The sequence below is a fragment of the Nocardioides sp. genome, from assembly GCF_025964975.1.
Taxonomy (GTDB): Bacteria; Actinomycetota; Actinomycetes; order Propionibacteriales; family Nocardioidaceae; genus Nocardioides.
Genome location: NZ_JAOPXV010000095.1, coordinates 1 through 13682 on the forward strand (window position 1 = coordinate 1; position 13682 = coordinate 13682).

Sequence of the window (13682 nt, forward strand, 5' to 3'; positions counted from 1 at the left end):
ATACAGCCGTGCGCACGTACAGCCCCAAGCCCGCTGACATCCAGCGAGAGTGGCTCGTCATCGACGCCACCGACGTGGTCCTGGGACGCCTCGCCGTCCAGACCGCCAACCTTCTCCGCGGCAAGCACAAGCCGACCTTTGCTCCGCACATGGACATGGGCGACTTCGTGATCATCATCAACGCCAGCAAGGTTGCCCTGTCCGGCAACAAGAAGGTCACCAAGCTTGCCTACCGCCACTCGGGTTACCCGGGCGGTCTCTCCTCGACGCCTTTCGGTGAGCTTCTCGAGAAGGACGCCCGCAAGGCCATCGAGGGTGCTGTCTGGGGCATGCTCCCCAAGAACAAGCTCGGTCGTCAGGTGCTGAAGAAGCTCAAGGTCTACGCCGGCCCGGAGCACCCCCACGTGGCACAGCAGGCCATCCCGTTCGAGATCTCCCAGGTCTCCCAGTAAGCGCATAGGACCGAACAGTGACTGAGAACATCGAGACCACGTCAGAGGTCGAAGAGACCTTCGAGACCGACGCCGACGGCGTCGCCTACAGCTCCGAGAGCGCCCCGTCCGCCGACGCCCCGCTGCGTCCCGCGACGATCGCCCCCGGTGCCGCGACCGGCCGCCGCAAGGAAGCCGTGGCTCGCGTCCGGCTCGTCCCGGGCACCGGCCAGTGGACGGTCAACGGCCGCACGCTGGAGGACTACTTCCCCAACAAGCTGCACCAGCAGATCGTCAACGAGCCGTTCGTCGCGCTGCAGCTCGAGGGCCGCTTCGACGTGCTGTGCCGCATCCACGGTGGCGGCATCGCCGGTCAGGCCGGCGCCCTGCGTCTCGGCGTGGCTCGCTCGCTCAACGCCATCGACATCGACGCCAACCGCGCCGAGCTCAAGAAGCTCGGGCTGCTCACGCGTGACGCCCGCGCCGTCGAGCGCAAGAAGGCCGGTCTCAAGAAGGCTCGCAAGGCTTCGCAGTTCAGCAAGCGCTGATCTGACTGCATGACTCGCCTCTTTGGCACGGACGGGGTCCGGGGTCTGGCAAACGCCGCACTGACGGCGGAGCTGGCCCTGGACCTTTCCGTTGCCGCAGCTCACGTGCTCGCCGACCGCGGTGAGTTCGCCGGGCACCGACCGGTAGCCGTGGTGGGACGTGACACCCGCATCTCGGGGCAGTTCCTCGAGGCGGCGGTGGTGGCCGGTCTCGCCTCGGCCGGCGTCGACGTGCTCCTCCTGGGAGTGCTGCCGACACCGGGTGTCGCCTACCTCACCGGCAAGCTCGGCGCCGACCTCGGCGTGATGCTGTCGGCCTCGCACAATCCGATGCCCGACAACGGCATCAAGTTCCTCGCCCGCGGCGGTCTCAAGCTCGATGACGCGATCGAGGTCGCGATCGAGAAGCGCATGCGCGAGGAGTGGCAGCGGCCGACCGGCGGCGCCGTGGGCCGCGTCTCGCCGTACGCCGATGCGGTGACCGACTATGCGAGCCACCTCGTCGCCGCGACACCCGAGCCGCTGCGGGGGCTGAAGGTGGTGCTGGACTGTGCCAACGGGGCCGCTTCGGAGGTCGGCCCCCAGGCCCTGCGCGACGCCGGCGCCGAGGTCATTGCCATCCATGCCGACCCCGACGGCCTGAACATCAACGACAACTGCGGCTCGACCCACCTGGAGTCCCTCCAGGCGGCCGTCCTGGAGCACGGAGCCGATGCCGGGTTCGCCCTGGACGGCGACGCCGACCGGTGCCTGGCGGTGTGCCACGAGGGCCACGTCGTCGACGGCGACCAGATCCTGGCCGTCCTGGCGCTCGCCATGCGCGACGAGGGCACCCTGGTCAAGGACACGGTCGTCGCCACCGTGATGAGCAACCTCGGCTTCGTCCACGCCATGAAGGGCGCGGGCGTGGGGGTCCGCCAGACCAAGGTGGGCGATCGTTACGTCCTCGAGGCGATGCGGATCTCGGGCTACAACCTCGGTGGCGAGCAGTCCGGACACGTCATCCTCTCCGATCACGCCACCACGGGCGACGGCATCCTGACCGCGCTGAAGGTGTTGCAACGGATGGCCGCGACCGGCACGTCGCTGAAGCAGCTGGCCGGGGTGATGACCCGCCTGCCGCAGGTGCTCGTCAACGTGGCGGACGTGGACAAGTCCCGCACCGACGAGGACGCCGTCCTGGCCGCAGCCGTGGCCGAGGAGGAAGCCGCCCTGGGAGACTCCGGTCGGATCCTGCTCCGGCCCTCCGGCACGGAGGCGCTGGTCCGGGTGATGGTCGAGGCTCCCACCCACGACCTTGCCCACGACGTGGCGCACCGTCTCGCCGATGTCGTCAAGGCCCAGCTCGCTCTCTGAGGTTTGCCGAAGCGTGAACCACGCGAGCGATGGACTGACATCCTGCTCCCATGACTGATGAGACTTCGGCTGGCATGTCCTGGCGCACAGTGGCCCTCGGCTCGTTCCTGGTCCTGGTCCTGGTCGTGATCGCCTGGAACGCGGCGGCATTCGCCATCGAGTCGAGCGGGCTCGATCTCGGCACCGGCTCCATCGGCCTGGCAGCCACCTCGTTCATCGCCACGATCATCTGGGGCGGCCTGCCGTTGCTCCTGGCGACGGTGGCGGCCCTGGTCGCACTGGTCGCCGCTCCGAGGGCTCGAGCGGCCGCGTGGGTGATCGCTGTCCTGGCCGCGGTCTGCGGTGTCGGCCTGTTGCTGGTGTCGGGCCTGACCGTCCGCGGTGTGCAGGCCGAGCAGGCCTTCGCCGCCGCGAGCCTCGTGCTCGGGTTGGTGTTGCTTCTCCCCGTCTTCGTGTGTGTGCGCAGGACCAGGAGCGGCCGGCCCGGGACGGCCGGGGTCTCGTCCTGAGCAGTCGGACCCTGTCGTCCCTGACGCCTCAAAACTCGGCTGCTCGTCGCGGCGCCGAGGCTCGTTGCATGAGCATCGGCCGGCACATCCTGACCGCGCTGGCGATCGCGCCGGACGGCTCGGTGGCCGGCAGCTCCGACGTCCGCATCAACGAGGCGGACCCGACGCACGGCCAGATCGCCATCACCCTCGTCGACCCCGCCCACCGTGGACACCGCCTCGGTATGGCGCTCAAGATCGCCACCCGCGACAACGCCCTGGCGACCTACCCCGACCTACGGGCCGTCGACACCTGCAACGCGGAGGTCAACGACCACATGAACGCCGTCAACGAGGCTCTGGGCTACCGCAGTATCGAGACCCTGCTCGAGCTGCAGAAGAAGCTCTGAGTCAGAGCTTGCGCAGCCGCACGTAGCGCACCGAGTGGTCCGCGTCCTTGCGGAGCACCAGGGTCGCGCGACCGCGGGTGGGGGCGACGTTCTCGACGAGGTTGGGCCCGTTGATCGAGTCCCAGATGTGCGTCGCGACGTCGACCGCCTGGTCGGGGGTGAGGGCGGCGTACTTGTAGAAGTACGACGCCGGGTCGGCGAACGCCGTCTCGCGAAGGCGCAGGAACCGCTCGATGTACCACCGCTTGATGTCCGACAGCGCCGCATCGACGTAGACGGTGAAGTCGAAGAAGTCGCTCACGGCCAGGCCGGTGCGGCCGTCGTCACGGATCCGGGCGGGCTGCAGCACGTTGAGGCCCTCGATGATGACGATGTCGGGGCGCTTGATGACGACCCGCTCGTCGGGGACCACGTCGTAGACGAGGTGGGAGTAGGTCGGAGCCTCGACCTCGTCGCGACCGGACTTGATGTCGACGACGAAGCGCAGCAGCGCCTTGCGGTCGTAGGACTCCGGGAAGCCCTTGCGGTGCAGGATCCCGCGTCGCTCGAGCTCGGCGTTGGGGTAGAGGAAGCCGTCGGTGGTGACGAGGGCGACGTTGGGGTGCTCGGGCCAGTGGGCCAGCACCTGCTGGAGCACACGTGCCGTCGTGGACTTGCCGACGGCCACCGAGCCGGCCAGCCCGATGACGAACGGGGTGCGCGGCGGCTGCTGGCGATGGAGGAACTCCTCCTGCTTGCGATGGAGGCGCCCGGCTGCTGCGACGTACATCGACAACAGCCGCGAGAGGGGGAGGTAGACCTGCTCCACCTCGTGGAGGTCGAGCTCGTCCCCGAGCCCGCGTAGCTGGCGGACCTCGTCGGGTGTGAGCGGGCTCTCGCTCTCCTGCGCCAGCTCGGCCCAAGCGGCCCGTTCGAGCTCCACGTAGGGGGATGACTCACTCGCGGTGGACAGCCCCGCTGCGTCCGACATGCGCAGGATTCTTGCACCGCTCGCGGATCGGGCCCCCAGGGGTGCCGATGCGTAGACTCCGCACCATGTGCGGAATCGTGGGATATGTCGGTGAGAAGCAGGCGCAGGACGTCGTGATCGAGGGCCTGCGCCGGCTGGAATACCGCGGCTACGACTCGGCCGGGATCGCCCTGGTGGACATGTCCGACGGCACCGGGGTCCTCGTCTCCGACAAGCGGGCCGGCAAGCTGGTCAACCTCGAGAAGGCCATCTCCGAGTCCCCCCTCCCCGCCGCGACCACCGGGATCGGCCACACCCGATGGGCCACCCATGGAGCCCCCAACGACCAGAACGCCCACCCGCACCTCGGTCGGCAGCTCCGGGTCGCGGTGGTCCACAACGGCATCCTGGAGAACTTCGCGACCTTGCGCGCCGAGCTCGAGAGCGCCGGTCACGAGATGCTCTCCGAGACCGACACCGAGGTGGCCGCGCACCTGCTCGAGCTCGAGGTGCAGTCCGGGGTCGACCTGACGACCGCGATGCAGCGGGTGTGCCAGCGCCTCGACGGGGCGTTCACCCTGGTCGCGATCGACGGCGAGGACCCGTCCCGGGTCGTCGCAGCGCGCCGCAACTCCCCGCTGGTCGTCGGGCTCGGAGAGGGGGAGAACTTCATCGGCTCCGATGTCGCTGCCTTCATCCAGCACACCCGGGAGGCGCTCGAGCTGGGACAGGACGAGGTCGTCACGATCACCCGCGACGCCGTCGAGGTCACCGGGTTCGACGGGAGCCCGGCGGAGGGCAAGCGCTACCACGTCGACTGGGACCTCTCGGCCGCCGAGAAGGACGGCTACGACTGGTTCATGCGCAAGGAGATCTTCGAGCAGCCCCGCGCCCTCGCCGACGCGATGCTCGGCCGTCACGACGGCAACGGCAGGCTGCAGCTCGACGAAGTGCGCATCTCGGAGGACGAGCTCCGCACCGTCGACAAGATCATCGTCGTCGCCTGCGGTACCTCCAACTACGCCGCCATGGTCGCCAAGTATGCGATCGAGCACTGGACCCGCATCCCCTGCGAGGTCGAGCTCTCCCACGAGTTCCGCTACCGCGACCCGATCCTGACCCGCGACACGTTGGTCGTGGCGTTGAGCCAGTCCGGCGAGACCGCCGACACCCTGATGGCGATCAGGCACGCCCGGGCACAGGGCTCGCGGGTGCTGGCCATCTGCAACACCAACGGCTCCACCATCCCGCGTGAGTCCGACGCGGTGATCTACACCCACGCCGGCCCCGAGATCGGCGTCGCCTCGACCAAGGGGTTCCTGACCCAGCTGGTCGCCTGCTACCTGCTCGGCCTCTACCTCGCGCAGGTGCGGGGTCTGAAGTTCGGCGACGAGATCTCCCACATCCTCGACGAGCTCGCCAAGATGCCGCAGCACGTGCAGACGGTGCTCGACCGGGCCGACGACATCTACGCCATCGCCGCGCAGCACGCCGAGACGCGCTCGGTCCTGTTCCTCGGCCGTCACGCCGGCTTCCCGATCGCCCTGGAGGGTGCGCTCAAGCTCAAGGAGCTCGCCTACATCCACGCCGAGGGCTTTGCGGCGGGCGAGCTCAAGCACGGCCCCATCGCGCTGATCGAGGAGGGCCTGCCTGTCTTCTGCGTCGTACCCCCCAAGGGCCGCGACGAGCTGCACCAGAAGATGGTCAGCGCCATCCAGGAGATCCGCGCGCGCGGAGCGCACACCATCGTCCTGGCCGAGGAGGGCGATGAGTCGATCACGCCGTACGCCGATGACCTGATCCGACTCCCGAAGGTGCCCACCCTGCTCCAGCCGGTCGTCGCGGTCGTGCCGCTCCAGCTCTTCGCCTGCGAGCTCGCCACTCGGATGGGTCATGACGTGGACCAGCCGCGCAACCTGGCCAAGTCCGTCACGGTCGAATAGTCGTGCCGATCATCGGGGTCGGCATCGACGTGGTCGACGTCGAGAGGTTCGGCGCGTCACTCGCGCGCACGCCCGCGCTGCGCGAGCGACTCTTCACCGCAGCCGAGGCGACGCGCCCGTTGGCGTCGCTGGCCGCGCGCTTCGCCGCCAAGGAAGCCATCGCCAAGGCGCTGGGCGCCCCCGGCGGACTGGCCTGGCACGACGCCGAGATCGTCTCGGAGGAGACGGGTCGTCCGCGCTTCGTGCTGAGGGGGACCGTGGCTGCCCGGGCCGATGATCTGGGCGCACGGCACGTTCACGTCTCGCTCTCCCACGACGCCGGGATCGCCTCCGCGGTGGTCGTGCTGGAGTGCTGACCCGGCGGCTGGGCTAGCGTGGGGTTGTCCGTCGACGACAACACGTGAGGTGGCGAAATGGGTTTCCTGGACAACGTCAGGGGTGCTCTGAGGGATGCCGTCTCCACCCGGGCGTCGAAGCAGACGACGGCAGCCTCGAGGACGGCCAAGGACGACGTGCCAGCGGCGGCTGCGGTCGAGACGACGCCGGAGGTGTTCGACACTTACACGGTCGAGGTGGGCGACACCCTTCAGGAGATCAGTGCCCGAGCCGGCACCTCCGTCGAGGAAGTGGTTCGTATCAACGACATCGAGGACCCCGACCTGATCTTCCCGGGTCAGGTGTTCCGGATCCCGATGCGCTGACCCGTGCGTCTCGCCCACACGGTCGCCCAGGTGCGCGACAGCGAGCACGACCTGGTGCGCACCGTGCCCGAGGGCACGCTCATGCACCGCGCTGCCGCCGGACTGGCCCATGCCGTGCTCGACTTCCTCGGTGGGGGCTACGGCCGCCGGGTGCTGCTCCTCGTGGGCGCCGGTGACAACGGGGGAGATGCGTTGTACGCCGGCGCGCTGCTGCGGCGTCGCGGGGTCGCGGTGGACGTGCTCCTCCTGGCATCGCGACACCACGAGGCCGGGCTCGCGGCCCTGCTCGCCGCCGGTGGCAGCGTCCTGGAGTCACTCGTCGGGCCGTCACCCGACGTCGTGGTGGACGGCATCGTCGGCATCGGCGGCCGCCCCGGCCTCACCGCCGCGGCGGCTGCGGCGGTCGCGTCCCTCGACGGCATCCCGGTCGTGTCGGTCGACGTCCCGTCCGGGGTTGGCGTGGACACCGGCGAGCTCGACGGTCCCCACGTCGTCGCGGACGTCACGATCACCTTCGGGACCCACAAGGTGGCCCATCTGGTGGATCCGGCCGCCGCTGCGTGCGGGGCCGTCCACCTCGTCGACCTGGGGCTCGCCCTGCCCGAGGCAGCGGTCGAGGCGCTCCAGCCGGCGGACGTGGCGCGACTCCTTCCCCGACCTGGCGGGGCAGCCCACAAGTACAACCGCGGTGTCGTGGGCATCCGTGCCGGCAGTCCCACCTACCCGGGGGCAGCCCTCCTGTGCGTGGCGGGCGCGTCGTGCGGGCTGGTCGGGATGGTGCGCTACGCCGGCCCCCACGCCGTTGCCGACCAGGTCCGCCTCGTCCACCCCGAGGTGGTGGGTCCGGGCCGCGTCCAGGCGTGGGTCGTGGGCCCCGGCGGGGGAGAGGACGCCGCGGCTGAGCTGGAAAGTGCGTTGAGCGACGAGGTCCCGGTCGTCATCGACGCCGATGCGCTCGGTCACGTGGTCGGGCCTGTCGGCGTACCGTGCGTGCTGACTCCGCACGCCGGGGAGCTGGCCGCGATGCTGGGCAGTGCGCGCGACGACGTCGAGGCCCGCCCGCTCGAGCACGCTCGTGCCGCAGCCGAACGCTTCGAGGCCGTCGTCCTGCTCAAGGGGCGCCGCACCCTGACAGCCAGACCGGACGGCCGCGTCCGGGTCACCACGACCGGTGTGCCCTGGTTGGCCACCGCCGGTGCCGGAGACGTGCTTGCCGGGGTGATCGGCTCCCTGCTGGCGGCAGGACTGTCGCCCTGGGACGCCGCCTCCGTCGGATCGTGGGTGCACGGCGCTGCTGCGACCGAGGTGTCCGCCGGCGGGCCGCTCGTGGCAGGAGACGTCGCCCACGCTGTGGGGAGTGTGCTGCGATCCCTCCTGTGAGGGGTGACAGGATTGCTCCCATGACGTCGACCGGTCCTGCGCGTGCGGAGATCGTGGTCGACCTGGCGGCGATCCGGCACAACGTCCGCCGCCTCCGCGAGATCGTGGGCCCGGACGTGGCCATGATGACCGTCGTCAAGGCGGACGGCTACGGCCATGGCATGGTGCCCGTCGCCCGCGCGGCCCGCGAGGCCGGTGCCGACTGGCTCGGCGTCGCCACCCTGGACGAGGCCCTCGCCCTGCGCGCTGCCGGCGACGAGGGACGGCTGCTGTGCTGGTTGGCGGTGCCGGGGGAGGACTACGACCTGGCGGTGGCCGCGGACATCGACCTGACGGCCTACTCCGTCGAGGAGCTCGACGAGATCGTCGAAGCGGGTCCCCGTCCCCGGGTGCAGCTCAAGCTCGACACCGGACTCGGGCGCGGGGGCGCGTCGCGCGCCGACTGGCCGCAGCTGTTCTCCAGGACTGCTGACCTGGAACGGCAGGGCCGGCTCGACATCACCGGGATCTGGTCGCACCTGGCGGCCAGCGACGAGCCGGCCCACCCCGCCAACGACGCGCAGGAGCGGGCCTTCCTCGAAGCCGTCGACCTGGCTGCGACCCTTGGCGTGGATCCCGGGCTGCGGCACCTCGCCAACTCAGCGGCAGCAGTGCTCCGTCCTTCGTCACGGTTCGACCTCGTCCGCTGTGGCATCGCGAGCTACGGCCTCGACCCGGCGCCCGGCTTCACCCACGACCTCGACCTAGTCCCGGCAATGAGCGTCCGGGCAAGGCTGGTGATGAGCAAGGCGATCGTCGCCGGGGACGGCGTCTCCTACGGCCACACCTGGGTGGCCGAGCGCGACACCAGTGTCGGGATCGTCCCGGCGGGGTACGCCGAAGGCATTCCCCGAGCGGCGGGCAACGCCGCCTCGGTGCGCGTGGGCGACACGTGGCGACCCATCCGGGGGCGGGTGTGCATGGACCAGTTCGTGGTCGATCTCGACGGGGAGCTTCCTCCGGCCGGCACCGAGGTGGTGCTCTTCGGCTCGGGGCTCCACGGTGAACCCACCGCGCAGGACTGGGCGGTGGCCGCCGACACCATCAACTACGAGATCGTGACCCGGGTCGGCGGCCGCCTCACGAGGCGCTACGTGGACGAGGCGACCTCATGAGCGTCAAGCGCAGGGCGATGGGCGCGGCCGCGGGCGCCGCCGGGCTGGCGGCGGCGGGTGTCGTCGTCGGGGTCGCGCAGCGGCATCGGGTGATCGCCAAGCGCGGGGTGGGTGACGTGATCCCGTTCGGCTCGCTGCGCAGCACGCCGTTGAACGTCATCACCGACGACGGCCTCGACCTCCACGCGGAGGTCGACGAGGTGGTGGCGACGAAGAGCCGCCGCAAGAAGCTGCAGGATGACGCCGACCTCACGGTCATCTTCGCCCACGGCTATTCCCTCAACCTCGACAGCTGGCACTTCCAGCGGGCCGGTTATCGCGGACAGATCCGCACCGTCTTCTACGACCAGCGGTCCCACGGTCGGTCGGCTCGGTCCGAGGACCACCGCACGACCATCGACCAGCTCGGCCTCGACCTGCTGCGGGTGATCGAGCAGACCTCGCCCGGCCCGTGCGTGCTCGTCGGCCACTCGATGGGCGGCATGAGCATCATCTCGCTGGCCGAGCAGTTCCCCGAGCTGTTCGGGGACAAGGTGTTGGGGGTCGCCCTGATCTCGACCACGGCAGGTGGCCTCGACCCGGGGCGGATCCTCTTCCCGATGCTGCCGCTCGGACTAGGTGGCCGCTTGATGGGCCGTGCCGTACGCACCCTGGACCATGGCCACCGGATCGTCGACCTGGCCCGCAGGTGGGGGCACGCACTGGCGGACGTGGTCACCGACCGCTACGCCTTCGGCGACGACGTGCCGGGCCACTACGTCGACTTCACCTTCGAGATGCTCAACGCCACCCCGTTCGCCGTGGTCGCCGACTTCTATCCGACCTTCGCCAGCCTCGACAAGTTCAAGCACGTGGAGGTCCTGGGCCGCGTGCCCTCGGCAGTGATCTGTGGCACCAACGACAAGATCACCGACATCAGCCATGCGCGTGAGCTGCACGCGCGCATCCCCGGTTCCAGCCTCCTGGAGTGCGAGGGTGCCGGGCACATGGTGATCCTGGAGCGGCACACGGACGTCAACGCCGAGCTCGACGACCTCATCTCGCTCGCCTTCGCCCGGCTCGAGGCCCGGTGATCGCTCAGTGACGCTGCACGTACGCCGCGTCGGAGCCGACGCCGCCGCCGACGTGCACGCCGTGGTCGGCGCGGCCTTCGCGGCGCGACCCGTCCTGGACCCGCCGGCCGACGCACTGTCGGAGACCGTGTCCAGCGTTCGGGCGGATCTCGGGTCACACGGGGGCCTCCTGGCCACCCTCGACGGCCAGCCGGTGGGTGCCCTCCTCTTCGGTCCCCGCGGGGACGTGATGATGCTGCGCCGGTTCGGTGTCGTCCCGGCGGCGCAAGGGCACGGCGTGGCCAGTGCGCTGGTGGACGCAGCGGTCGGGAGCACCCTCGGCTACCGGTGGCTGGCGGTGCTCGCCCGCGAAGAGCTTCCCGCCACGTCTGCCTTCTGGCAGCGGCACGGGTTCCAGGTCGTCGAGGCGGCCTCTCCCTACCTCGAGCTGAGGCGCGAGCTCGAGTCGTCCTGGGAGATCGCGGACGCCGACGGAATGAGGGCCCTGGGCGAGCGCCTGGGCAGGTCCACCCGGGCCGGCGACGTCGTCGTGCTCACCGGCGAGCTCGGTGCCGGGAAGACGACGCTGACCCAGGGGATCGGGCGCGGGCTGGGAGTGCGGGGGGACGTCACCTCGCCCACGTTCGTCATCGCCCGGGTGCACCCGTCGCTGGTCGCTGGGCCCGACCTCGTCCACGTCGACGCCTACCGCCTCGGCGGGATCGCCGAGCTCGACGACCTCGACCTCGACACCTCACTCGAGGAGGCGGTCACGGTGGTGGAGTGGGGCGCCGGCCTCGTGGAGGCGCTCACCGACCACAGGCTGGAGGTCACGATCAGTCGGGCGATGGCCGATGCGCTGGGCGACCAGGAGCTGGATCCTCGGGTCGTCCGCGTCCGCCGCGTGAGCGCCTGAGTAGCCTCACGACCGTGCTCCTCTCGTTCGACACTGCCACTCCGCTCGTGAGCGTCGCGCTCCACGACGGTCACGAGGTCGTGGCCGAGCGCCCCTCCGACCACCCGATGAAGCACGGGGAACAGCTGGCGCCCCTGATCGCGTCGGTCCTCGCCGACGCAGGGGTGGTGCGCCAGGACCTGACCGCGATCGCCGTGGGTGTCGGTCCCGGACCCTTCACCGGCCTGCGTGTCGGTCTGGTCACCGCCCGCACGCTCGCCCACGTCCTGGACATTCCCGTCTACGGCGTGTGCTCACTCGACGTGATCGCGGTCGAGGCTGTCGACACGGGCACGGTGAGAGGCGAGTTCATGGTGGCGACGGACGCGCGTCGCAAGGAGGTCTACGTGGCGACGTACGACGAGCAGGGGCGGCGTACGGACGGCCCGCACGTGGTGAAGCCGGCGGCCGCTGCTACCGCGCTGCCGGTGGCGGGTGACGGTGCGCGCCTCTATGCCGAGGCGTTCCCGCACGCAGTGGCGCCGAATCGCCCGAGTGCCGGCTGGCTGGCACGGGTCGTCACCGAGGAACGGGCGGTCCTCCTCGATCCGGACCCGCTTTACCTCCGCCGACCGGACGCGGTGGAGAACGCGCACCGCAAGCCCGTGCTCCCTGGCGCATGATCCGGCTCGCGACCGCGGCGGACCTCCCCGGCGTGGCGGTGCTGGAGCGTGCGCTCTTCGGTGCGGAGGCCTGGGACGAGGCGGCACTGCGTGCAGAGCTGGACGGCCCGGGACGCCGATTCGTGGTGGCCCACCTGGACGGGACGGACGAGGTCGTGGGCTACGCGGTCTCGATGTCGCTCGGCGACGTCGTGGACCTGCAACGGGTCGCGGTGCGAACGGACGCGCAGCGTGGAGGAGTGGCCACAGCGCTGCTGGACGACCTCCTCGAGCACCCGGGGGAGGCCGACCGGATGCTCCTCGAGGTGAGTGCGGCCAACCGCGGCGCGATCGCGTTCTACGCCCGGGCGGGCTTCAGCCGGATCGACGTCCGGGCCCGCTACTACCGCGACGGGTCCGCCGCGATCGTGATGCGACGGGCACTGCTCACCCACGGGGACGGCTGATGGGGGAGGATCGCCTCATGAGTGACGGACCCCTCGTACTCGGCATCGAGACCTCCTGTGACGAGACCGGCGTCGGGATCGTGCGCGGTCACACCCTCCTGGCCGACGCCGTGGCGAGCAGCGTCGACGAGCACGCCCGCTTCGGCGGGGTGGTGCCCGAGGTGGCCAGCCGCGCCCACCTCGAAGCCATGGTCCCGACCATCGAGCGAGCGTGCGAGACCGCGGGCATCAGCCTGCACGACGTCGACGCCATCGCGGTCACCTCCGGCCCCGGGCTGGTCGGTGCGTTGCTCGTCGGCGTGGCAAGCGCCAAGGCGCTGGCCCTGGGGCTGGGCAAGCCGTTGTACGGCGTCAACCACCTGGCCGCCCACGTGGCCGTCGACCAGCTCGAGCACGGACCTCTCCCGGAGCCCTGCCTCGCGCTGCTGGTCTCCGGGGGTCACTCGAGCCTGCTCCGGGTCGAGGACGTGACCGTCGGGGTGGACCCGCTGGGTGCGACGATCGACGATGCCGCTGGTGAGGCCTTCGACAAGGTGGCACGGCTGCTCGGGCTCCCGTTCCCCGGCGGTCCTCACATCGACCGTGCGGCCGCCAGCGGCAGCAGCGTCGCGATCGACTTCCCGCGGGGCCTCACCAGTCGCAAGGACGTCGAGCGGCACCGGTTCGACTTCTCCTTCTCCGGGCTCAAGACCGCCGTCGCCCGGTGGGTGGAGGCACAGCAACGCCTGGGGACCCCGATCGACGTGGCCGATGTGGCCGCGTCGTTCCAGGAGGCTGTGTGCGACGTGCTGGTCCGAAAGGCGTTCGACGCGGCTCAGTTCCACGGCATCGACGACATCCTGATCGGCGGCGGGGTGGCTGCCAACAGCCGGCTGCGAGCGATGGCCACCGAGCGTGCCGAAGCCCGCGGGATCCGGGTCCGGGTGCCACGTCCGGGCCTGTGCACGGACAACGGCGCCATGGTCGCAGCGCTCGGCGCTGAGCTGGTGACGAGGGGCCGAGCGCCCTCGGCGCTCGACCTCCCAGCAGACTCGTCCCAACCCATCACCACCGTGGTGGCGTGAGCCGGGCTCGCGTCAGTCCAGTACTCCGGGGGCGGCCGAGTCGTCGCCCAGCCAGTCCTGCTCGTAGACCAGGGCGTCGTCTGAGGTAGAGCTCTCGTCCTTGGCCTTGTTGCCCGAGCGGCCGCCGGCGGTGGACCCGTTGGATCGACGGCGGAACAGGCCCTTGCCCTTGCCGCTCGTGG

16 protein-coding genes are annotated in these 13682 nt (G+C 70.5%); 15 read left to right on the forward strand and 1 reads right to left on the reverse strand.

Features of this window, described 5'->3' with window-relative positions:
• Positions 1-8 precede the first annotated feature (8 nt).
• The 5 genes from rplM (at position 9) to JWN68_RS06600 (ending at position 3233) form a co-directional block, all read left to right on the forward strand.
• Positions 9-452, forward strand: a complete 444-nt coding sequence (rplM, locus tag JWN68_RS06580) for a 50S ribosomal protein L13 (protein ID WP_297736451.1) — start codon at positions 9-11, stop codon at positions 450-452.
• 29 nt (positions 453-481) lie between these two features.
• Complete coding sequence (gene rpsI, locus JWN68_RS06585; RefSeq protein ID WP_297736454.1) at positions 482-979, forward strand: 30S ribosomal protein S9; 498 nt, start codon at positions 482-484, stop codon at positions 977-979.
• A gap of 9 nt (positions 980-988) precedes the next feature.
• Complete coding sequence (gene glmM / locus JWN68_RS06590; RefSeq protein ID WP_297736408.1) at positions 989-2335, forward strand: phosphoglucosamine mutase; 1347 nt, start codon at positions 989-991, stop codon at positions 2333-2335.
• A gap of 50 nt (positions 2336-2385) precedes the next feature.
• Positions 2386-2844, forward strand: a complete 459-nt coding sequence (locus JWN68_RS06595) for a hypothetical protein (RefSeq protein ID WP_297736411.1) — start codon at positions 2386-2388, stop codon at positions 2842-2844.
• Between the two features lie 68 nt (positions 2845-2912).
• Positions 2913-3233: a hypothetical protein gene (locus JWN68_RS06600; RefSeq protein ID WP_297736414.1), complete on the forward strand. Its 321-nt coding sequence runs from the start codon at positions 2913-2915 to the stop codon at positions 3231-3233.
• 1 nt (position 3234) lies between these two features.
• Here the strand turns inward: JWN68_RS06600 and coaA are convergent, their stop codons facing one another.
• Entirely contained in the window at positions 3235-4203 is a 969-nt protein-coding gene (gene coaA / locus JWN68_RS06605; RefSeq protein WP_297736417.1) for a type I pantothenate kinase, read from the reverse strand.
• A 65-nt stretch (positions 4204-4268) separates the two neighbouring features.
• Between coaA and glmS the strand changes: the two genes are divergently transcribed.
• The 10 genes from glmS to tsaD are packed head-to-tail and all read left to right on the forward strand — an operon-like array spanning position 4269 to position 13500.
• Complete coding sequence (glmS, locus tag JWN68_RS06610) at positions 4269-6125, forward strand: glutamine--fructose-6-phosphate transaminase (isomerizing) (RefSeq protein WP_297736422.1); 1857 nt, start codon at positions 4269-4271, stop codon at positions 6123-6125.
• Positions 6126-6127: 2 nt separating this feature from the next.
• A complete protein-coding gene (locus JWN68_RS06615) occupies positions 6128-6481 on the forward strand; it encodes a holo-ACP synthase (RefSeq protein ID WP_297736425.1) in 354 nt (117 codons plus the stop codon).
• A gap of 57 nt (positions 6482-6538) precedes the next feature.
• Entirely contained in the window at positions 6539-6826 is a 288-nt protein-coding gene (locus JWN68_RS06620) for a LysM domain-containing protein (protein ID WP_297736429.1), read from the forward strand.
• Positions 6827-6829: 3 nt separating this feature from the next.
• On the forward strand, positions 6830-8206 hold the full coding sequence (locus tag JWN68_RS06625) for an NAD(P)H-hydrate dehydratase (RefSeq protein ID WP_297736432.1): 1377 nt from the start codon (positions 6830-6832) through the stop codon (positions 8204-8206).
• Between the two features lie 20 nt (positions 8207-8226).
• Positions 8227-9360: an alanine racemase gene (alr, locus tag JWN68_RS06630; protein ID WP_297736435.1), complete on the forward strand. Its 1134-nt coding sequence runs from the start codon at positions 8227-8229 to the stop codon at positions 9358-9360.
• Complete coding sequence (locus JWN68_RS06635) at positions 9357-10433, forward strand: alpha/beta hydrolase (RefSeq protein ID WP_297736438.1); 1077 nt, start codon at positions 9357-9359, stop codon at positions 10431-10433. Before alr ends, JWN68_RS06635 begins: the two co-directional genes overlap by 4 nt.
• A gap of 7 nt (positions 10434-10440) precedes the next feature.
• On the forward strand, positions 10441-11328 hold the full coding sequence (gene tsaE / locus JWN68_RS06640; protein ID WP_366519758.1) for a tRNA (adenosine(37)-N6)-threonylcarbamoyltransferase complex ATPase subunit type 1 TsaE: 888 nt from the start codon (positions 10441-10443) through the stop codon (positions 11326-11328).
• A gap of 14 nt (positions 11329-11342) precedes the next feature.
• Entirely contained in the window at positions 11343-11990 is a 648-nt protein-coding gene (gene tsaB / locus JWN68_RS06645; protein WP_297736442.1) for a tRNA (adenosine(37)-N6)-threonylcarbamoyltransferase complex dimerization subunit type 1 TsaB, read from the forward strand.
• Positions 11987-12436, forward strand: coding sequence for a GNAT family N-acetyltransferase (locus JWN68_RS06650; RefSeq protein ID WP_297736445.1), 450 nt, complete (start codon positions 11987-11989; stop codon positions 12434-12436). Before tsaB ends, JWN68_RS06650 begins: the two co-directional genes overlap by 4 nt.
• Before the next feature lie 17 nt (positions 12437-12453).
• Positions 12454-13500 carry a tRNA (adenosine(37)-N6)-threonylcarbamoyltransferase complex transferase subunit TsaD gene (tsaD, locus tag JWN68_RS06655; RefSeq protein ID WP_297736448.1) on the forward strand — a complete coding sequence of 349 codons (1047 nt, stop codon included), beginning with the start codon at positions 12454-12456 and terminating at the stop codon, positions 13498-13500.
• The last annotated feature ends 182 nt before the right edge of the window (positions 13501-13682 follow it).

Bases quoted from the DNA above. Each gene is read 5' to 3' on its own strand.
- glmM (WP_297736408.1), top strand. From the start codon at position 989: ATGACTCGCCTCTTTGGCACGGACGGGGTCCGGGGTCTGGCAAACGCC.
- JWN68_RS06595 (WP_297736411.1), top strand. From the start codon at position 2,386: ATGACTGATGAGACTTCGGCTGGCATGTCCTGGCGCACAGTGGCCCTC.
- JWN68_RS06600 (WP_297736414.1), top strand. From the start codon at position 2,913: ATGAGCATCGGCCGGCACATCCTGACCGCGCTGGCGATCGCGCCGGAC.
- coaA (WP_297736417.1), bottom strand. From the start codon at position 4,203: ATGTCGGACGCAGCGGGGCTGTCCACCGCGAGTGAGTCATCCCCCTAC.
- glmS (WP_297736422.1), top strand. From the start codon at position 4,269: ATGTGCGGAATCGTGGGATATGTCGGTGAGAAGCAGGCGCAGGACGTC.
- JWN68_RS06620 (WP_297736429.1), top strand. From the start codon at position 6,539: ATGGGTTTCCTGGACAACGTCAGGGGTGCTCTGAGGGATGCCGTCTCC.
- alr (WP_297736435.1), top strand. From the start codon at position 8,227: ATGACGTCGACCGGTCCTGCGCGTGCGGAGATCGTGGTCGACCTGGCG.
- JWN68_RS06635 (WP_297736438.1), top strand. From the start codon at position 9,357: ATGAGCGTCAAGCGCAGGGCGATGGGCGCGGCCGCGGGCGCCGCCGGG.
- JWN68_RS06650 (WP_297736445.1), top strand. From the start codon at position 11,987: ATGATCCGGCTCGCGACCGCGGCGGACCTCCCCGGCGTGGCGGTGCTG.
- tsaD (WP_297736448.1), top strand. From the start codon at position 12,454: ATGAGTGACGGACCCCTCGTACTCGGCATCGAGACCTCCTGTGACGAG.